The sequence below is a fragment of the Mesorhizobium sp. B2-4-7 genome, assembly GCF_006442685.1.
Lineage (GTDB): Bacteria > Pseudomonadota > Alphaproteobacteria > Rhizobiales > Rhizobiaceae > Mesorhizobium.
This window is the reverse complement of the sequence record NZ_VFVH01000007.1, coordinates 185000-204437: the sequence shown is the minus strand read 5'-3', so window position 1 is coordinate 204437 and position 19438 is coordinate 185000. Positions and strand designations below refer to the sequence as shown.

The window sequence follows — 19438 nt, the reverse complement described above, 5'->3', positions numbered from 1 at the left end:
CCAATCGAGCCATGCTGTCACGCCGCCTGCGGCTCGACGAACATGCGGCCCTGCATCTCCATGTGCATGGCATGACAGAACCAGGAGCAGTAATACCAGTAGACGCCTGCGCGGTCGGCCGTGAACGTCACCGAAGCAGTTGCCTGGGACGCTACTTCCATGTTGATCCCGTAGTTGACGATTGCGAAGCCATGGGTGAGGTCTTCCACCTCATCGATATTGGTGACGTAGACCGTGACCTCGTCGCCTTGCTTGACGGAGAAGCTCTCCAGTCCGAACGCCGGTGCAGCCGACGTCATGTAGACGCGAACCTTGTTTCCGTCGCGGATGACTTCGCTATCCGCCAGCAGGTCAATGCCGTCAGCAACTGCCTGTTTTACCGCGTCAGCGAAGAACGGGTCCGCCCGATCCCATGCGCTGACGGGGTTTATTTTCGACCGGTGAACCAGCGTTGCGTCATGTGGTTCGGCAAAGCTCGGCCCGTCATGGACGAGCGCCATGGTATCCCCCGAGATATCGATGAGCTGGTCGTTCTCAGGCTTGAGCGGGCCGACGTTGAGGAACCGGTCCTTGGAGAACTTGTTGAGGGAGATGAGCCATTTGCCGTCCGCCTCCTTCGTCTGCCCCATCGAGGAATGGTTGTGGCCGGGCTGATAATGGACGTCGAGCTTTTGGCGGATCGGATCGACCTTCTCGCCGGCGAAGGAGCGCTTGGCATCGTCGATATTCCATTTGCAGATCTGGCTGTCGATGAACAAGGTGGTGTAGGCATTGCCCCGGCCATCGAAAGCCGTGTGCAACGGCCCAAGACCGAGCTGGGGTTCGGCCACGACGGCATCGCGGGGCTGGATCTTGTCGTCGAAGAGATCGTCGAACTTGCGCACATCGAAAACCGTGCAGGTGGGCGACAGCTTGCCGTTGGCCACCACATGGATTCCGTCTGGCGCGGTATTGATGCCATGCGGGCTGTTCGGAACGGGAACGTAGCGCGTGTAGGGCGAACCGTGGCGTCCGTCGATGACCGGCACGCCGCCGATTTCCTTGAAATCACCCTTGGCGACGGCTTGCTCGATGCGCTTGAGATTGAAGATGACGACCCAATCCTGCTCTTTCGCCATCGTCTCGGCCAAATTGACACCTTCTTCGGAATTGTAGCAGGTGGCATAACAATATTTGCCCTGGTAGTCGGCATCGACGTTGTCGAGATTGCCGTCGACCATCACCTGCCATGCGACCTTCATTGTCTCCCCGTCAACGGCGGTGAAGATGGCGTGGTACTTCGTCTTGTCGTCGAGGACTTTACCGTCGTTCGGGATCGGCACCCGGTCCTCGCCATTGCAGAAAACGTAGCCTGTCTTCGGATATTTCTGGACGCGCAGCCCGTGCACGGTGTGCTGGTTCGGCAGCTGGATGATCTTGTCGCATTTCATCACGTCGAGGCGGATACGGGCCACGCGGGTATTGGCCTTGTCATTCGCGAACAGGTAGCGGCCGTCATAGGTGCCATCCGTAAACGAGAGGTGCGGGTGATGAAGATCGCCGTTGAGGTAGATGCCGCCCTTGTCCTTCAGGAATTCCTTGGTTTGCGGCAGCAGCCCTTCGGTCAGCACCTTGCGGCTTTCGTTGGTCAGGCCCCATCCGGTCGCGCTGCAGCGGTTGAAGACGGGGATCCGCATCAGTTCGCGCATCGAAGGCGCACCGACAATGCGGACTTCGCCGCTTTGGCCGCTCGAAAAGAACACATAATATTCATCGAGCTCGCCTGGCATGACCTCGAACTTTTGCCCTCCAGACGCAGCGCTCTGTGCCGCAGCCGGCGACACCATGCTTCCGCCCAATGTCAGCGTGCCGCCAATGCCCGATGCGCCGGCGGCCGCCACGATTGCCGACGTACCCAACAGCTGGCGCCTGCTCAGGGTTCTCTTGCGGTCTTCTTCCGACATATTCCGTCTCCTTCTGGTTGAGTCTTAGGTCGTTGAACTGAGAACAGGGCTGCTTTGCTCGATTGGCTTGCCTTTGAAGGCGATCACCGGCTTGGCCGGCCCCTTGCCCCGGCTCGACGGTGACGAGAGCGCCTCGAATTTCTCGCGCTTCAGGCGCACCTGGATCATGTGCGGGCAGCGATGGTCGTCGTGGTAGAGTTCTTGGCAATGCATGCAGTAGATGCATTCATTGACGTTGATCTGGCCCTCTGGATGGATCGCCTGCACGGGGCATTCCTTGGCGCAACGCTGGCAGGGCGAGCCGCACTCGGGATAGCGCTTCAGCCACTCGAACATGCGGATGCGCCCTGGTATGGCGAGTGCGGCGCCGAGCGGACAGAGATAGCGGCAGTAGAAGCGTTCGATGAACAGGCCGGCAACCAGAAGCGCCAGCGCGAAGATCACGAACGGCCATTCGCGGGCGAACTTCAGGATGATCGCGGTTTTGAACGGCTCGACCTCGGCGTAAGTCTCTGCCATTCCCACCGAATAGAGCGAAAGGCCGAAGAGGCCGAGGAAGATGATGTACTTGATTGGCCACAGCCGCTCGTGCAGGCCGAAGGGCAGCGTGATCTGGGGCACTTTCAGCCACTGCGCCAGATTATTGCTTAGCTCCTGGAGCGCACCGAACGGACAAAGCCAGCCGCAAAACGGCCCACGGCCCCAGAAGAGCAGCCCGGCCGCAACCGCACCCCAAAGGATGAAGATGAGGGGTGCCGACAGAAAGAATTCCCAGCTGAAGCCGCTGATCAACGAGTTGAAAAACGTCAGCACATTGACCACGGAGAGCTGGGCATTGGCGTACCATCCAAGCCAGACCAGTGTGAAAAGGAGATAGCCTCGTCGCACCCAACCGAACAGGCGTGGCCGCCGAACCAGCCAGTTCTGGAAGAAGAAGATGGCGGTAAGGACAAGGAGGGCGGCCACGGTGATGGCGAGCGAAACGGTGTCCATCCTCCAAATTTTCATCCAGAGCGGTTCTTGGTCGGGGAAAGTCGCGCCTGGCTCTTCAGCCGACGCAGGTGCCGGCGCGGCCGCTTCCGAAACCGATTTGACGGCCTCCTGCACCGGAGGCTCTTCGATCGTCAGGTAACGGTCGGGAAGAGTATAGCCGACATTGAACGGAAGCACCGCCTTGTCGCGCGCACCAAAGCTACGCTGGGCTAGCAGTTGCAGTTCCCAAGGCCGCGTCAGATCGAGCGAAAATTCCTCCGGTACGGAAAACAATGCTATTTCGCGCAGGCTCGGCGCGCCTTTGGCCGCCAGGTCGCCGAGTCTGGTGTGGTTTCGATCGCGGAACCGGACACCTTGGCCGTCTTGCAGCAGTTCGATCCGATCAAAGATCCCGCCCCGGACATAGCCAGAGCCCTTGAAGGAATAAGCGCCCTCCCCGGCAACAACGATTGCCTGCTGCCCGGGCTTGAGCTTCCTTTGCAGCCGCTCGTAGGCGGCATCTCCCAGAAGGCTGCGACCGATCGTCGGCACACTGACCGCAGCCACATACAAGTCGATGAAGCGATCGCCTGGATTGGCTGTCTCGGGCTTGACGGAAGCTTCTGGATGGCCGGCTTGCGCGAAAGCGTCGGAGACCTCGCCGACGCTGAGGCGGAGGCTGCGAATTGAGCCATCGCCCAGGAGCGAAGCCCAATCGCGGATTTCAGACTTGGATAGGTCCGGTTTCTTAATCAGCCCTGGGGCGACTGGTGAGGTGGACGAACCCGTTGCACCAAGACGGTTGCTCCGGATCAGTTTGACGGCGGAGCGGACGACGCTGTCGCTCATCACCAGAACTGTCACGGTGGCACCGCTGACGATGTCGACCTGCGGAAGTTGTTCTGCCCCAGCAGCGACGCGACTAAGGTCCTTGCCGATCAATAAGTTGAGCGCCGCAACGACCTTTGCCTGCGGTATGCCTATGAGGACGATCGGTTCCTTGTGCTCGACCAGCTTGATTCCGCGGATAATGCCCGCGGGATCAATGCCAACAAGAATTCTGATCGGTTTTCCCGAATATCCAACGGCGCTGGAAAAGTCGGTGTTGAGGTAGGCATATCCGATCTTTCGGTTTCCCGAATAGACTGGCGCCAGCGCCGGGACCCCCTCCATCTCCCCGTATCGGTCGCCTCCCTGGATAAGCTCCCCGGGCTTGGTGTTTGCCAGGTAATCCTTAAGGCTCCCAGCCGCATGGGTGGGAGCGGACAAGACAGTTAGGATTGCAAGGGTTGTAATTGCCCACGCAGCAAGGCGGCGCCAGTTCCTCCAGAGTCGGAAACAAGCGGCCAACATATATCGTGTGGAAATGCTCCCCGGCATTGGCTTCCTTCATCACGTTCTCAAGCTGGGAGCCGGCTGGTTTCGTCCGCCAGCAGCCTCTGGCGCGTGTGTCGGCGGTTTTGGACGGGAGTTCTTTGACGCAGCGCAAACAACTCCCAGGCAGTTGGCTTAGTGTCGGAAAAACTGGCATCGGAGGAAAAAGTCATGTCTCGTTTGGGAGCAGAGCCGGCGGCGCCGGTCAGGTCGATGGCCGAACTTCTGGCAATCGCTTTCGCGATGGAGAAGGAATCTGCTCAAAGGTACTCAGAACTGGCACAACGAATGCGCGATAAGGGTCAGGCGAGACTGGCCGAGGTCTTCGAGCGCCTGGTCAAGGAGGAAACGGGCCATATCGAAAACGTCACTCGCTGGTCCCGGCAATCCAGTGGCAATGATCCGGATCTGAGGCAGCTCCGATGGACGCCGAAAGGTGTTTTCGATGACGAGAACACGGCCGTGGTCTCGCCGGAACTTGTGGACCCCTACCATTCGTTTGCGATGGCAGTGAGAAACGAAGAGCGCGCTTTTGCCTTTTGGTCCTACGTAGCTTCGAACGCACCTTCAACGGAGATCCGCTCCGCTGCCGAGCAGATGGCCAGAGAGGAGTTGGAACATGCCCGTGTTCTGCGGGTCGAACGCCGGCTTGCATTCTCTTCGCGTCGTGAGGCCGACGCGACATTTGCCAGCGCTGGCGACCTTGCAACCATGGAAGAACAGGTCGCGATCCGACTGAAAGCATTTGCGGCGCTTCGCGGGGAACATGACGAGACCGTGCTTAGCGGTCTGGCGGCAGAGGCACGAAAACTTGCGCAACAACTCACGGCCAGTCCGTTTGGAACGAACACGTCTATCAGCGACCGATCGCCGGAATCCTTGGATGCTCTCTGCGAGCTGCTGGCCGAATCCTACCTCAACGCGGGGGAAACCCTTCCCCTCCAGGCCGACCGCGACCGAGCTCAAATGCTGGCAACGACTGCCATTAAGCGCTTGGCTACTTTGAGATATCTCGACGAACAGCCGCTATGATTGTTGGCGCGATCAGTGTGGGTTCAACACCGAAATTCGCCAATTGCGCTGCTCCAACGTGATACAAATTCCGGATTCGTCATACCAAGCGATGTCGACGGCATTCCGTTTGCTTCGATACGGCGCGGTCCAGGTCTCGCGCGTCAAGAAGGCGCCTTGTTCGGCTGCCGCGCACGTAATTTGGGCCGAACGAGCATGCCGCCAAACAGGGCCACATATCCGAGGAAGGCCGCCACCCACAACGTCGCCGACATGTGGAGAAGCATTGCTTGCGCAGGTAGGAACGCGGCGCCGATGCGCAGGACGGCCGCAAGCACGATCGCGACAAAGACCACGCGTGTGCCAATGGTCGCCCGCAATTCGCGCCCTGTATGCCCAAGCGTGGCTCGGGTCATGACGGCGAGCGTCATGCATGCCACCGCTCCTACGCTGAACGCGTGAATGCCCGCCGCCGAAGGGACTGTCTCCGGCACGACGACGGCAAGTCCGGCGAGCAGGAGACCGATCGGCACGAAGGCAAACGCGACGTGCAGGATCAGCACCAGCGGATCACGAAACGTGCGATCACCCGCCCAGCGCACAAGCCGGATAGCGTTGAAGGCCGCCCCGACGATCAGCATCGCGCCTGTCGCGCTGCTTTCGGGAAAGAATGCCCAGGCCGCCAACGCGGTCGCCGACAGTGCGATCGCTGCGATGTCGAATTGGCTGAACGGGGCCGGCAGGCGTCCCTGATTTTCGCGTACCAACCAATTGCGGGTGAAACTGGGAACGATACGTCCGCCTATGATCATGATCAGAACGACGGCAGCCCCGAGTCCGAGCCGGCGGCTGATGTCCGAGACTGCATGGTTGTGCGCTTCGACATGAAACATCACATTGGCCACCAAAAGTACGGCGACCGGCAACAGCACCTTGAGGTTCCGCCAGTTCCGACCCGCGATGATTTCAGTCGCGGCGGCGACCGCGACAGCCACAAGGAAGGCGCAGTCGATTGCGGCTCCAACGAGCCAGCCGGTCTGCGCCGAAAAGAACACGGCGAACCGCCCCGCAAGCCACAACAGGACGAGTGCCAGCAAAGGCAGGCCTTGCACCGGCAGTCGTCCGGTCCAATTCGGGATCGCGGTCAGCAAGAAACCCGTGACGATCGCCGCGAGATAGCCAAACAGCATCTCGTGGACATGCCAGTCTACCGGCAAGAAGGCGCTTGAGGTTTCGATACGACCGTAAAACAACGGCAGCCAGAGCAGGATCGCCCCTCCGGCATACAGCGAGCCGAGCAGGAAGAACGGCCGGAAACCGTAGGAGAGAACCGCCGGATAAGTGCCGGGTCGTGTGCGTGGGATTGCCATCGGATGCATTTCAAAAGGGAACCATAGGCGGACTAACGTCCGCCCGCAGGTCCTTTAGGTCTCTGAACAAGAATTGCCCCACCTTCAGTTGCCTGCTGGAATTGCACCCAACAGCGTCTCGAACACTTTCTTCGCCTTCCCGGACTGCTTAACCGCCGCTGCCTGCGCCAGATTGACCGGCTTGCCGACCACGATCAACGCCACCATGCCCATCCCATAATGAGGCGCGCACTTCACGCCATAGATACCTTCCTTGTCGAGTGTAACGGTGATTTGTTCGCCCGGCTTGCCCTTGAAAGTCTTCGCGCCGTCGGGGATCATGCCGTTGATCGTTTCGGCATCGTGGCCCTTGTCGGTTGGCACGAACGTGATGGTGTCACCAGGCGCTGCCTGGACAAAGTCCGGTTGAAAGACCATTACGCCTTTCTCACCTTTGTTGAGCATCTGGATCTGGTGATCGGCGGCTTGAGCAGCTCCGCTCATTAGCGATGCGGCGGCGAGCGCGGTGGCGATGGTGACTGCGTATCTCATGATTTTACCTTTCTGTGATTTCATATTTGACGGGTTCGCCGTTGGGGAGCTTTTAGACTGACTTCAGCATGCGAACTTTGATGCAACGCAAACAAGGTCGAAGGAAAAGGCCGGGCTTGGTGCCCCTTGCCGTCCGTCGGGAACCCATGACATTGTGTGCTCGACAGAGACACGGATTTGCTGATGCCCATTGCAAGATCTTGGAAGAGGAATTGCCCTTGAGCCGTCTGGATCGGTCGTTGATCTCCGGGCTATCGGCCTTCCAGGGCATGACCCCGACGGATCTTGATTACATGATCGGCCAAGCGCGATCGTTGCGGGTTGTCAAGGATCAACCTATCTTCGAGCAAGAGCAGGAAGCCCACTCCTTCTTCTTGTTGCTCGACGGACATGTGCGTGTCGTTAAGACAACGCCAGACGGCCAAGAAGTGACCGTGCGCTACATTAGTCCTGGTGAACTGATGGGGATTGCCCACGCGTTGGGTCGCAGCACCTATCCGGCCAGCGCAATTGCTGCCGTCGATTGCGTGGCTCTTGCATGGCCAGGTCATCTTTGGCTCAAGTTCGCGGATTCCTTCCCAAGTTTTGGCGCCAATACCTATAAAACCGTTGGCAGCAGGCTGCAGGACGCTCACACGCGCGTGATCGAGATGTCCACCGAACAGGTGGATCAGCGCGTCGCCCATGCGCTGCTCAAGTTAATCAAGCAGACCGGTCGGCAAACCGATGAGGGAATCATGATTGATTTCCCGATATCACGGCAGGACATCGCCGAGATGACAGGAACGACGCTGCACACGGTGAGTCGGCTGCTCTCATCTTGGGAGGAAAAGGGGCTCGTTAAAAGTGGCCGCGAAAAGGTGACCGTGGTGGAACCTCACCGCCTGCTTTTGCTGGCCGAAGGACGGACTGGGAACAACTAGTCCGCTCCGGTTCGCTCGATCGCGGCGTTCAGATCGACACGCAGTGATTCCTCGCCTATCCCGTGCTCACGCGCCGCTTCGGAAATGGTGTGGAACGAGGCAACCGGGCAGCCGACGCAAAGCAGGCGATACTGGAGAACCACTCCGATGGTTGCCGGCCACCTGAGCATTATTTCGTCCATCGTTGCATCGTCGCGAAGTCGGGTCTTCATGCGCGTCGTCCAGGTTTAGGAAGCAATATCTTGCAACCGCTGTTCCAGATGATCGTTGCGCTGAGACAAAGAGGAAGCGCCCTCCCGCGTGTGCCCCCTTCCCAAGCAACGCTGAGATGCGTTTTGGACACCGAGGGCGGGCGCAGGCTGCTTGGTCCATAGGAGTAGGCATGCCACCCCAACAGGAAACTCTGAGCCGATGCTAAGCGCCCGTGTCATAAACATTCCGACGGTCGGGAAAGCGAGCGCGCTTCGCCGTGGCCGAACAGCGTAAGCCCACAAGTGAAACGCGCCACTGCAAGGCCCGGCCTTGCAAGGCAAGCATATGCGCCGCTGGTTGCGGGAACTCCGTAGCAAGGGTCCGGGTCAGAAATCGCGCACACCTTTCAACCATGAAGACGATCAGGACCGATGTCTTCACAACGCCGTGGAGCGCATTTGACCGTCGTAAATCAACGACGTTTCCAGAGCGGCGCACCGTCTATGACGAGGCGTTGCCTTGCAGCCATGCTGTCATGCAATGGGTCACGTTGCGGTCAGGCCAAGACGGCACTTGGCGTCTGTATTCATCATATCAGGTGCCCATGGTGGATCATATGTGAGCCGGATGTCTACCCAATGGATCCCAGGTACTATCCAGGCGGCCGAGCGGACTGCATCCTTGAGGTATCCCGTCGCGGGACAAGCACGGGCCGTGGTCGTCATTTCGATATGCGCTATCCCATCCTGTTCCACCGAAACTTGGTAGATCAATCCGAGATCGACGACATTTTCTCCAAGCTCCGGATCAATGACCATGCGCAGGGATTCACGTATGCCAACCGCTAGTGCCTGGCCTTCCGCTCCGTTCATGATACTCGCCCTCCTGACCCACCAGAGCGGATGACTATGCGATAGTGCCCTTGCGGCTCGAAGGTGCCGCGCCAGCGATGCCCACGTACCTGCAACTCATCGAATAAAAAAACTGGTTCGCGCGGCAGCAGCACTGCCATCGTCTGACCAAGTGCCAAGGTCTTGACCGCTTGCAGCGTTCTGACCATCGGTTCCGGCGGCTCGAGATCGCGATTGTCGAGCTCCATGATTGGTTCTGGCCAGTCGCGTGGCATGTCGTCGGTGCTTGCTGATCGTTCCGACGGTTCCCCTACCTGCTGTGCTGCCCCAACCGGCGTGAAGACAACTTCCCAGTCACCATTGCCAATTTCTTTGGCCGAGGGCTCGAAGCCTCGCGCGCCAAGCACCTGAAACAAGGGAATGGGCTTAAAGGACACAAGCAAGCGCAGGCTTTGACCCGGGCCGAGTGCGGCCACCGCTTCCATGATGGCACTGAAGGGCTCGCCACCTTCGCGAAGGATCGGCCGAACGTCGAGGTCGTAATGCGGGGCACTCATTCGGGTTTCCTCTATAATGGGCGCCAGGAGGGCAGGAAAAGGCGCGGGCGCGATGCTCCCTCGGGCAGGCGCAAGGCTGCGGTAACATTGGCAAGGCGGCGCGCAAGAACGAGTTCCGCGACGATCGCTATCGTAGCAGCTAAGGTCACAGCCGTAGCCATGCGGAACAGACCCGGCACCTCGGTCAGAAGCGCCCCAGTCCCGACCAGCACGCCGGCGTAGAAGAGTGCGAAACTCACCTTGCCGCGCGTTTCGACGACAAGATCCTGGACGCGCGGCGTTGGCTTCCTGCCCATCACCGGTCCGTAGCATTCGAGCCAGGTTAGGAACGGCACGATCTTGTAGAGTTGCGAAAGCCCCAGCCCTGTTAGCCAACCGAAAGCAACGAGATAGACAACTGCGCCTGCATGCTGCGCAAGCGTTCCCGTCGCCAGCAGAGCGAGGAGAAGCACAACCGACAGATAAAGGGCGGAGAAGGCGCCGATCGCCGAACTGCTGTTCAATTCGATCTTGCGTCGCTTGCGGCTGCGATAGAAGAAAACGAGATCGATGGCATAGAACACCGTCGCGGCGGACGCGAGTAAGCAAGCGAGAACGGCAGGCAGCATTATCTCTCCGGAAAGACGTGTCAAAGGCTCTGACGACACAATAAGAAGCAGGGCGGTAGCGCCGGCCCACAAGACCAGATAACCCGTGGTGCGTTCGCTGTCCGGGGAAAGCATAAACATTGGCAGCAAGCGGTAACTCACACCAACGGCCGTGAAGCCGAGCCAGCCGCCAAGGCCTACCATCACGTGAGTGGGAAGAGCCGCTTGCACATCTATGCCAATCCCACCTAGCACCTCGCCGGAGAGCGAGAATGCAAAGGAGGCACCCAAGACGCTGGTGACTGCGATGCTGGCAAGCCCTCCCGCAACGAAGCGCGCGGGCAGTGGCAGTCTGGATGGTCGGACATCCCATAACGTACGTGCGAGCGCCCATCCCACCAATCCGAAGCCAGCCGGAAGGAGAAGCCCGGCAAACGCAAGCGCAGGAACATCAACGTCAATTGCTCCTGATAGGCGCAAGAATCCGGTGACCAGGCAAGTCAGACCGACAATCAGGCACAGCAGCGCCGGCAAGGCCAGAGACTCGCAGCGAAGTGGCCGCGCAACGAGCACCGGGACAAACTGGAACAAGGCTCCGCACATCAGAAGGCTAAGCCAGCCTATTGTGATCATGTGGACGATCATAAGCGTCTCTGGGGCTTCCAAGGCAACAGTCGGAAAACCGTAGCCGGCCATCATCAGCATCTGAGCGGCGACCAAAGACACCAGTGCCGAGGCGAAGTACGCCATGGTCCAGCGCGAAAGAGCCGAGTTGATCATCGCCAGACAGCTATACAATGAAAACATCTGCGATCATGGGACATGTCAGAACTCATTCGCCAAATCGGAGCAGCAGACATTCTACACAAGGGCCATCACCGCTGTGGCACCCAACACGATTGGGGCGAGCCCAGCGATGAGCATGGGCAGCCATGTCTTCTCTGCCTTTGGGCCGCTCGCCGCTTCAGTGCTGAATACGAGGCTTGGGCATCCGTTGATCGCGTCTTCCATCCCTATCTCGAATTGCATGTTCATGTCACTTCCTTGAACTCCCGGTCGCTGAGGCGTCCGTCAAAGCGCTTCGCATTTGCCTCGCAATCCTTTGTTTGCTTCGACGTGCGACCGCTTTAGCAATCCCGCATCGTACGGCAGAAGCGCAATCGTATCCCCCTCGGGCAGCGCGCGAACACATCAGGTCAAAGTCGTCGAACGTCGATTACGAGAAGCTATCCGACATGCCCCAATAGTTCTTTGCGTTCGCGCAAACTGGGGTCGATCCGCGTCTTACTCGGGTTAGTGATCGCCCTGTGGGATTTCGGGTGCCATTCCGGTGCAAGAGCAGTGAGGACGCTGACAAGCGCGATTACGCCTGAGCAGGGAACGATCTCCGCAATCGCAACTGCTTGACCGACAAGACCAAGCCTTCGTAGAGCAATTGCCGCGAGGATGGCCAGAGCAGCTTGGGAGCGCTTTAATCAGTCGTCCAAAGGCAATCACCACAGTCCACAACGTCCCTGGGCAAAGCCGCCCGTCCAGGCCGAAATCCGTCGGGGCGAGCACGGCGACGAGGACGCTTGCGTTAGAGCAAAGAACATCCGATGGGATGCCATAAACTGGAGCTAGCAGTTTGATGGAAGGCCGTCGTTTAGAATCTATCGCGATGCTAATGGACGCAGAACTGCGGTGAGCGGATTCACCTTGCCAGTTGGCCGAGGGCAATCAGCAGGTTGAGAATTATGCAGAACAAGACGCTGCCAGAGATTGCGTGTGGAGGTCTGAATGATCTCGGTTAAATGGGCGGATGCTGCGCCCGAGATCGATGCCGCGGCTGCCGCCAAAGCGATGAAGTTCTCTGTTGAGTATTTCATAAGGCAGATCCAGCGTGGCGGCATCAAAGGGCGGGTTGAGCGAGGGGTTGGTGAGGACGATGGCAAACACCGTTTGGCCTTCCGTTCTCATGATCGTGAGTTGACAATAGTTGTCGGTCCAAACGGTGAGATCATCAGCCAGGAACTAATCGTGGCGACCCCAAAGCGTCGTTGGAGGCGGGCTTGAGCCGTGCCCAGCGCAATTGGAGACATCTGCGAGGCCGTCAATTCCTTCCTTGTAGCACAATGAGGCTGCTGACGTTGGGACCCCGACTGATCTGGCCCACTTCGATCCCGAGCCACTTCGCTTCACGAACAGGTTCCACTGCGCCTCGCACACTGACCATGTAATGATCTGAGCGCTGGTGCTGAAGCGCTAGCCCAAGCCACACAGCGAGATCGAAATAACTAGGCCGGTCAGATGGCAATACCAACGGCGGCGCCGATACCGGCGGTCAGAGCCATTGCCAGCGCGCCCCAGAAGGTGACACGAACCATTGCCCTCAGCACATTGGCGCCGCCGGCTTTGGCCCCGATGGCACCCAGAACCGCCAGGAACAGGAGGGAGGCGACAGACACCGTTGTGGCAAGCCAGGCGGCCGGCGAAATAAGCACCATCGCCAAAGGCATGGCTGCGCCAACCGAAAATGCGGCAGCCGAGGTCAGAGCGGCCTGGATCGGCCTCGCCGTGGTCACCTCGGAGATACCAAGTTCGTCACGTGCGTGGGCGCCGAGCGCGTCCTTCGCCATCAATTGGTCGGCGACCTGCAAGGCCAGGGTTGGCTCGACGCCTCGTCTGACATAGATCTCCGCAAGTTCGTGACGCTCGAAATCTGGCTGCGTGGCCAACTCGCCCTTCTCACGCGCAAGGTCAGCTTGTTCGGTGTCGGACTGCGAACTGACCGAAACATACTCTCCGGCCGCCATCGACATCGCGCCGGCGACCAGTCCGGCCACGCCGGCCACCAGAACATTTGAGGCCGCGGCATTGGCCGCCGCCACACCAACGATCAGGCTGGCCGTCGACACGATTCCGTCATTGGCGCCCAGCACGGCGGCGCGCAGCCAGCCGACGCGCGATACGAGATGGTTTTCACTGTGCAGGCGGCTCATGGCATCACCGCGCGCGCCGTCCAGCAGGCCGGAGCATTCTGACGAGCACATCCGATTTTACGAAGAAATGCTGCCACAGCGCCGCTACGGCATGAAGGCCTACAACGATGATGATCACTGGCTTGGCGAGTTCGTGTATCTCACCCATTGCTCGAATGTTGAAGTACCATGCCAGCGCTCCGGTAATTGGCATCCCGAAAATGAACAGGTAGAGCAGGAAATGGGCGGCAGCGGCGATCCCCTTTAACAGTGCGCTTTCTTCCGACGGTGCTGCCGGCACACCAACCTTGAGACGGACCGCAAGCCGCCAGATCGCCAGTACCAGAACTGCCAAACCGACATAGACATGAATATTCGCGTTTAAGATGTCGCCAGCTGCCGGCTCGGTGCCGCGCGAGAACGCCCGGTAAGCCGGCTTGATGTCCTCACCGATTACAAGCTGCAGGACGATCAGCACCGCGATGGTCCAATGCAGCAATATCTGGGTTCCGGTGTATCCGGCCGGCTCTTTGACAACAGCCATAGGCAGCTACCTTGTTTGAGAGAGCCCTCTTAGCTCAGGCTTTATGTGGATATCTTGATCTATGACAAATCGACTTGATGTCGTCCATGAGCTTTGCCGGGCACTCGCAGCTTGAACTCGGCTGACAGCCAGTTGTCAGCTTGGTCGTGGGATATTGCCTCCGGAGAGCAGATAGGCCGCCCTGCGAGAGTCAACGTGGAAACACCTCCGATGAAACAGATTGCCTTGTCACTTTTCGTGATCGCCGCGTCGGGCGCTTATGTCTGGGATCAGGCCGGCAAGGACCCTGCAAACGATATGCTCGGCGAAGCGCTGCCGGCCGACGCAGCCGAAGCGCCTTCAGCGCAGCCAAAAGAGCCGGCCCCGTTTGCGGCGACCTTGCCGGCGCCCCTCGACCCCCGGTTCAGAACAAGGTTCCCGATTGCCCCGGAAACGACGGCTGGCATAGCAGTGCCCGCCGAACGAACAGATGATCCGGTCAAGCAGACAGTGGTTCCGGTGACCCCACAACCCTCGCGAGCGCTGCTGGCGCAGCCAGTGGCGCCGGCTGCCTCCGATCCTGCGCCATCGGTACCTTCATTTGCCGTCACTCCCGCCGTCTACATACCAGTCCCGCAGCCGAGGCCAGCATATCGGGATGCGCCAGCACGTGTCGTCCGGGTCGACATGAAGATCTATGCCGACGGCGTCTACACCGGCCCTACGGCCGATGCCTACTACGGCATCATCCAGATTCAGGCCCTGATACAGGGCGGGCAGCTTAAGGCGCTGAAGGTATTGAAATACCCATCCGACCGCCGCACCTCCATCAATATCAACAGGCAAGCGCTGCCCATGCTGCGCGACGAAGCGATCAGCGCCCAAAGCGCCAATGTCGACATTATTTCGGGCGCGACCCTGACCAGCAGGGCTTTCATCCAGTCGCTGCGCGGCGCGCTGAAGAAAGCGACGTCGTAGGTCCATGCGCGACACGCGAATTTTGATGGGCATGCCCATAACGGTCGACATCGGTGGCGCCTCGACCGGGGAGCTGATCGACAGGGTCTTTGGCTATTTCGAGAATATCGACCGGCGCTTCAGCACATACCGGGCCGACAGCGAGATCGCGGCCATCAACCGCGGCGACGTTCCGGTCGCCGACTGGAGCGGCGAGATGATGGAAGTGCTCGCTCTCGCCAGACAGACGAAAGACGAGACGGACGGATACTTCGATATTCGCAAGCCCGACGGATCGCTCGATCCTTCCGGCATCGTCAAGGGCTGGGCAATCCGCAATGCGGCAGGCATCGTTCAACGGGCCGGCATCAGCGATTTCTTCATCGAGGCGGGCGGCGATATCCAGTCCTGCGGCAAGAATGCTTCGGGTCAGGATTGGAGCGTCGGTATCCGCAATCCCTTCAATGCTCACGAGATCGTAAAGGTCGTCTATCCCCGCGATCGCGGCGTCGCGACCTCAGGCACCTATGTCCGCGGCCAACACATCTACAACCCGCACGGGATTGGTAATCCAATCCAGGACATCGTCAGCCTGACCGTGATCGGCGCCGATGTGCTCGAAGCCGATCGTTTCGCCACCGCGGCCTTCGCCATGGGTCGGGACGGCATTTTCTTCATCGAGCAGACCCCTGGCCTGGAGGGATATCTCGTCGACGCCAGTGGCCGCGCCACCCCGACAGCCGGGTTCGGAGCCCTTTGCCTGCCATGATCAAGACCATCGACCGATTTCTCGATCACCTGACCATGTACAGGCTGGTCCTCTACTATCTGATGACGCTTGTCGGCGCAGCGTTCGTGCTCGGCTTCGCCAAGCTGGTGCCACATGACCCCATTGCGCTTGGCTTCACGACGGCTCTTGCGCTGGCCGCCTGCTGGATCACCAACAAGGCCTTTGCGCGTGTCTTCGCGGTCCCGGCCAACAACGAGTCCGCCTACATCACCGCGCTCATCCTGGCGCTTATCCTCGATCCGGTGGCGGTCACGGACACAAAGGGGATCGCAGCGGTGGCATTCGCGTCCGTCTGGGCGATTTCATCGAAATTCATTCTCGCCATCGGCCGAAAGCACCTTTTCAACCCGGCTGCGCTGGGCGTGGCGCTGTCCGCGCTGCTGCTCGACCAACCAGCCACCTGGTGGGTGGGCGGCAATCTGCCATTGCTTCCGCTCGTGCTCGTCGGCGGTATGCTCATTGTCCGCAAACTGCGCCGGCTTGACCTTGTCTCGACCTTCCTTGTCGCGGCGCTGGCGACCATCCTGGCAACGACCGATCCGGACCAGTATTGGACGGCGCTCACGCAGACACTGAGTTCCTCGCCCCTGCTGTTCTTTGCCTTCGTGATGCTGACCGAGCCGCTGACCGCGCCGACGATGCGTTGGCCGCGTATCGCCTTTGCCGCGATCGTCGGCTTTCTGTTTGCTCCCGCCATTCATCTCGGCTCGTTCTATTTCACGCCGGAACTGGCGCTGCTTGCCGGCAACCTGTTTGCCTATGCGGCAGGCCCCAAGGGACGCTTCGTGCTGACTCTTGAACGCATCGAGCAGTCGGCCGTCGACAGCTTTGACTTCATCTTCCGCTCGCCGCGCAAGCTCGCCTTCGAGGCCGGTCAGTATCTCGAATGGACGCTTGGTCTCCATCGTGCCGACAATCGCGGCAACCGCCGGTATTTCACGGTCGCCTCGGCGCCGACGGAGGAAACGGTCCGCCTCGGCGTCAAGTTCTATCCGCAATCAAGCGCCTTCAAGCGCGAATTGATGGCCATGAAGCCAGGCAGCACGATTCACGCCGCGCAACTGGCCGGCAATTTCACGTTGCCCGCCCGGCGTGAAATCAAGATCGCTTTCCTGGCCGGGGGCATCGGGATCACGCCATTCCGCTCGATGCTGCAATACCTACTCGACCGCAATGAGCGGCGGCCGATCGTCATCCTCTACGGAACCGAGGGGCAGCAGGACATTGCCTACCGTGACGTGCTCGGTGCCGCAAAACGCGAACTCGGCATCCGAACGTTCCACGCCGTCGCGCGAGGTGGCGAGCGTGGCCAGTATCCTGGCTACATCGACGAGCGCCTGATCCGTCTGGCTATACCGGACCACCTCGAGCGGATTTTCTACATTTCCGGCCCGCAGGCGATGGTCAAGGCGCTGCGCAAGAAGCTGCTGGCCATGGGCGTGCGTCGCTCGAAGATAAGGGTCGACTACTTCCCGGGTTTCGTCTGAAGGACGCTCAACTGTGTCGTCGCAAGGAAATGGCCATAAACAGACCCGGATCGGCGTTGGCCATGGCAAGGCGTCCGCCATAGGCTTCGACGATATCGGATACGATGGCCAGGCCAAGCCCGCTGCTGCCGCCCTTGCTGTCGAGCTGGACACCACGGGACAGAGCGGTCTCCCGATCGGCATCCGGTATGCCAGGACCATCATCGGCGACAGTGACGATTACCTCGTCAGCGGTGGAGGATGCATCGACACGCACTGACGACTTTGCGTAGCGCGCGGCGTTTTCGACCAGATTGCCGAGGATTTCCGACAAGTCGCCTTCATCCATCGGCGCTGTCAGATCCTCCGGGACGGTCATCTTGAATGAAAGCTGCTTGCCGCTTGGCGTGCGCTTGACGACGGCAATGACGCCGGCCGCGACCTGCGATACCCGGCAGGATGCCTCGCCGGAAACGCCGGGCGCGAGGCGGGCGCGCGCGAGCTCCCGCTCGACATGGCGCCGGATCGCTTCTGTGCTCTTCTCGATCTCGTCGGCCAGATCCGTCTCGCCTTTCTTGCGCAAGGCACGGATGTCAGCCGACAGGACCTGGAGCGGCGTCTTGAGGCCGTGCGCCAGATCGGTGGCGCGCGAACGGGCCCGAGCAAGAGCCTTCTCCTGGGCATTGAGAAGACGATTGATTTCGTCAGCGAGCGGCTGCACTTCGCTCGGTGCCACCACATCGAGCCGTGTCGTTCGCTGCGCAATCACGCTTCCGACGGCGGCCCGCAAGGTCTCCAGAGGTGCGAGACCGATCGTGATCTGGATGAAAAACGCGGCCATGAGAACTGCGGCGAGCATCAAGAGAGCCGGAGCAAGATCGCGAACATACTCGCTTACAGACGCCTCGATGGTTCGATGATCCTCCGCCACGACTGCGCGAAAGGACCGACCTCCGGCGTCGATGATTGTACGCTCGACCGCAATGCTGAGTTCTCCGCCAGGTCCCGTGAACTCCTCGACCGTTCGCATCTCACCCGTTGCGCTGCGGGCAGGCAGGACCAGCTTGGCGTCCCACAAAGATCGTGAGCGCTGGAGACCGCCGGTAGCGATGTCTTCGACCTGCCAGTAATAACCGGACAGCGGATTGGCGAAGCGCGGGTCGGTGAGCACCGGGGCTAACACCAGTTGGCCGTTGCTTGTGAAGGTCGTTGCGCCGATCAACTCATTGAGATCGACCGTCAGCTCGCCCACAACGCGCCGCTCGACGTGAAGTTCAAACAGATAGCGCAAGCCGGCGCCGGCTATGGCGAGCGCGACAAGAATCGAGATCGTTGCCGCCAGCCACAGCCTGAAGCGGATCGAGCCGCCCATCAGGCGGGATCATCGGGCATCAGATACCCGAAGCCGCGCCGCGTTTCGATGGCGCCACTCCCGAGCTTGCGACGCAAGCGCGCGACGATCACCTCGATCGTGTTCGGATCGCGGTCGTTCCCTGAATCGTAGAGATGCTCAGCAAGTTCGGTGGGCGCCACCACCCGACCAGCATGATGCATCAGAAACGCCAGGAGCCGGTATTCCAGCGGCGAAAGAGAAATGGGGACGCCACGGAGCGAAATACGCATCTGGCGCGTATCCAGAAGCAACGGCCCGGACCTCAGAACGGGTGCGGCCTGCCCGGCCGAACGACGCAGGATCGCCCGCAATCGGGCGAGCAGTTCTTCCATCTCAAAGGGTTTGGGAAGATAGTCGTCAGCACCGGAATTGATACCGTCCACGCGTTCGGTCCACGTACCTCTTGCCGTCAGGATGAGAACCGGAAACCTGCGCTCATTGGCCCGCCAGCGCTTCAAGACAGTGAGACCATCGAGCTTCGGCAACCCGAGGTCCAGGATCGCAGCATCGTAGTTCTCCACATCGCCTGCGAACCAGGCAGCCTCTCCATCGCGAACGATATCAACCGCCAGACCGGATGCCTTAAGGGCTGTAGCGATATCGGCGGCGATACGGGGCTCGTCCTCGGCAAGGAGGATCTTCATCAGTCCCCCTCCCTTTCGCGCATGATGACACCGGCACCGGCGTCAACATCGACAGTCTTTCGCCGGCCATCGGCGCCGACGACCTGGAATCGATAGACCCATTTGTTGGCCTTGCGGAGGAGGTCAACCGCGACGATGTCGCCTGGAGCCTGCGCGCGAACAATATCGAGGATATTGGAAAGGCCTTTTATCTCACCGTGTTCGTAGAGATCCCGCGCCCTGTCATGATCGCCATCGTCGTCCTCGTCAGCCCGCGCGGCAAGTGGCTGGGCCAGGACAAGCCCGGCCAGGCCCAGGATTGCGAGGCTCTTTAGTTTGACCATCATGAGGGAGGCATGTCGCACGTCGAAGCTTTCAATTTGCTGTCAACCATCCACAGCTGCCGGCAAGCAAA

At 59.9% G+C, this 19438-nt stretch carries 20 protein-coding genes; 6 read left to right on the top strand and 14 right to left on the bottom strand.

The window, feature by feature from the left end:
- Nucleotides 1–17: 17 nt before the first annotated feature.
- A complete protein-coding gene (nosZ, locus tag FJ946_RS19995) occupies nucleotides 18–1943 on the bottom strand; it encodes a TAT-dependent nitrous-oxide reductase (RefSeq protein WP_140522862.1) in 1926 nt (641 codons plus the stop codon).
- Between the two features lie 24 nt (nucleotides 1944–1967).
- A complete protein-coding gene (locus FJ946_RS19990) occupies nucleotides 1968–4088 on the bottom strand; it encodes a NosR/NirI family protein (RefSeq protein WP_224656232.1) in 2121 nt (706 codons plus the stop codon).
- Between the two features lie 339 nt (nucleotides 4089–4427).
- On the opposite strand from FJ946_RS19990, the gene FJ946_RS19985 reads away from it, so the two are divergent.
- Nucleotides 4428–5321, top strand: coding sequence for a ferritin family protein (locus FJ946_RS19985; protein WP_140522864.1), 894 nt, complete (start codon nucleotides 4428–4430; stop codon nucleotides 5319–5321).
- 143 nt (nucleotides 5322–5464) lie between these two features.
- Here FJ946_RS19985 and FJ946_RS19980 read toward each other — a convergent pair whose 3' ends face one another.
- Nucleotides 5465–6670: an NnrS family protein gene (locus tag FJ946_RS19980; RefSeq protein WP_140523397.1), complete on the bottom strand. Its 1206-nt coding sequence runs from the start codon at nucleotides 6668–6670 to the stop codon at nucleotides 5465–5467.
- Nucleotides 6671–6754: 84 nt separating this feature from the next.
- Nucleotides 6755–7201 (bottom strand): pseudoazurin, encoded by a 447-nt coding sequence (locus tag FJ946_RS19975; protein WP_140522866.1) that lies wholly within the window; start codon nucleotides 7199–7201, stop codon nucleotides 6755–6757.
- Nucleotides 7202–7419: 218 nt separating this feature from the next.
- Between FJ946_RS19975 and FJ946_RS19970 the strand changes: the two genes are divergently transcribed.
- Nucleotides 7420–8124: a Crp/Fnr family transcriptional regulator gene (locus FJ946_RS19970; RefSeq protein WP_140522868.1), complete on the top strand. Its 705-nt coding sequence runs from the start codon at nucleotides 7420–7422 to the stop codon at nucleotides 8122–8124.
- On the opposite strand, the gene FJ946_RS19965 is transcribed toward FJ946_RS19970, so the two are convergent.
- The 5 genes from FJ946_RS19965 to FJ946_RS30810 all read right to left on the bottom strand — a co-directional run bounded on the left by FJ946_RS19965 (nucleotide 8121) and on the right by FJ946_RS30810 (nucleotide 11346).
- A complete protein-coding gene (locus FJ946_RS19965; protein WP_140522870.1) occupies nucleotides 8121–8336 on the bottom strand; it encodes a DUF1858 domain-containing protein in 216 nt (71 codons plus the stop codon). The two genes, FJ946_RS19970 and FJ946_RS19965, sit on opposite strands and share 4 nt — an antisense overlap.
- Nucleotides 8337–8861: 525 nt before the next feature.
- Nucleotides 8862–9188, bottom strand: coding sequence for a metal-sulfur cluster assembly factor (locus FJ946_RS19960; RefSeq protein WP_140522872.1), 327 nt, complete (start codon nucleotides 9186–9188; stop codon nucleotides 8862–8864).
- Nucleotides 9185–9724 (bottom strand): DUF2249 domain-containing protein, encoded by a 540-nt coding sequence (locus tag FJ946_RS19955; protein WP_140522874.1) that lies wholly within the window; start codon nucleotides 9722–9724, stop codon nucleotides 9185–9187. The genes FJ946_RS19960 and FJ946_RS19955 overlap by 4 nt, the downstream gene beginning before the upstream one ends.
- An 11-nt stretch (nucleotides 9725–9735) precedes the next feature.
- The gene (locus FJ946_RS19950; RefSeq protein ID WP_318013165.1) at nucleotides 9736–11118 is read right to left on the bottom strand and encodes a hypothetical protein; all 1383 of its coding nucleotides are present in this window, start codon (nucleotides 11116–11118) and stop codon (nucleotides 9736–9738) included.
- Between the two features lie 54 nt (nucleotides 11119–11172).
- Nucleotides 11173–11346, bottom strand: a complete 174-nt coding sequence (locus tag FJ946_RS30810) for a hypothetical protein (RefSeq protein WP_181165392.1) — start codon at nucleotides 11344–11346, stop codon at nucleotides 11173–11175.
- Nucleotides 11347–12090: 744 nt separating this feature from the next.
- Between FJ946_RS30810 and FJ946_RS19945 the strand changes: the two genes are divergently transcribed.
- The gene (locus tag FJ946_RS19945) at nucleotides 12091–12366 is read left to right on the top strand and encodes a DUF6522 family protein (protein WP_140522876.1); all 276 of its coding nucleotides are present in this window, start codon (nucleotides 12091–12093) and stop codon (nucleotides 12364–12366) included.
- 230 nt (nucleotides 12367–12596) lie between these two features.
- On the opposite strand, the gene FJ946_RS19940 is transcribed toward FJ946_RS19945, so the two are convergent.
- On the bottom strand, nucleotides 12597–13292 hold the full coding sequence (locus FJ946_RS19940; RefSeq protein ID WP_140522878.1) for a VIT family protein: 696 nt from the start codon (nucleotides 13290–13292) through the stop codon (nucleotides 12597–12599).
- Between the two features lie 4 nt (nucleotides 13293–13296).
- Entirely contained in the window at nucleotides 13297–13815 is a 519-nt protein-coding gene (locus FJ946_RS19935; protein ID WP_140522880.1) for a cytochrome b/b6 domain-containing protein, read from the bottom strand.
- Between the two features lie 111 nt (nucleotides 13816–13926).
- Between FJ946_RS19935 and FJ946_RS19930 the strand changes: the two genes are divergently transcribed.
- Genes FJ946_RS19930 through FJ946_RS19920 form a run of 3 tightly spaced genes read left to right on the top strand, consistent with a single transcriptional unit; the run spans nucleotide 13927 to nucleotide 17028 of the window.
- Nucleotides 13927–14772: an FMN-binding protein gene (locus FJ946_RS19930; protein ID WP_224656231.1), complete on the top strand. Its 846-nt coding sequence runs from the start codon at nucleotides 13927–13929 to the stop codon at nucleotides 14770–14772.
- A 25-nt stretch (nucleotides 14773–14797) separates the two neighbouring features.
- Nucleotides 14798–15520, top strand: a complete 723-nt coding sequence (locus tag FJ946_RS19925) for an FAD:protein FMN transferase (RefSeq protein ID WP_224656230.1) — start codon at nucleotides 14798–14800, stop codon at nucleotides 15518–15520.
- Entirely contained in the window at nucleotides 15517–17028 is a 1512-nt protein-coding gene (locus FJ946_RS19920; protein ID WP_140522883.1) for an RnfABCDGE type electron transport complex subunit D, read from the top strand. The genes FJ946_RS19925 and FJ946_RS19920 overlap by 4 nt, the downstream gene beginning before the upstream one ends.
- A gap of 7 nt (nucleotides 17029–17035) precedes the next feature.
- Here FJ946_RS19920 and FJ946_RS19915 read toward each other — a convergent pair whose 3' ends face one another.
- Genes FJ946_RS19915 through FJ946_RS19905 form a run of 3 tightly spaced genes read right to left on the bottom strand, consistent with a single transcriptional unit; the run spans nucleotide 17036 to nucleotide 19370 of the window.
- A complete protein-coding gene (locus FJ946_RS19915; protein WP_140522885.1) occupies nucleotides 17036–18379 on the bottom strand; it encodes a HAMP domain-containing sensor histidine kinase in 1344 nt (447 codons plus the stop codon).
- Entirely contained in the window at nucleotides 18379–19044 is a 666-nt protein-coding gene (locus tag FJ946_RS19910; protein ID WP_140522887.1) for a response regulator transcription factor, read from the bottom strand. Before FJ946_RS19910 ends, FJ946_RS19915 begins: the two co-directional genes overlap by 1 nt.
- A complete protein-coding gene (locus FJ946_RS19905) occupies nucleotides 19044–19370 on the bottom strand; it encodes a PepSY domain-containing protein (RefSeq protein ID WP_140522889.1) in 327 nt (108 codons plus the stop codon). The genes FJ946_RS19910 and FJ946_RS19905 overlap by 1 nt, the downstream gene beginning before the upstream one ends.
- Nucleotides 19371–19438 lie beyond the last annotated feature (68 nt).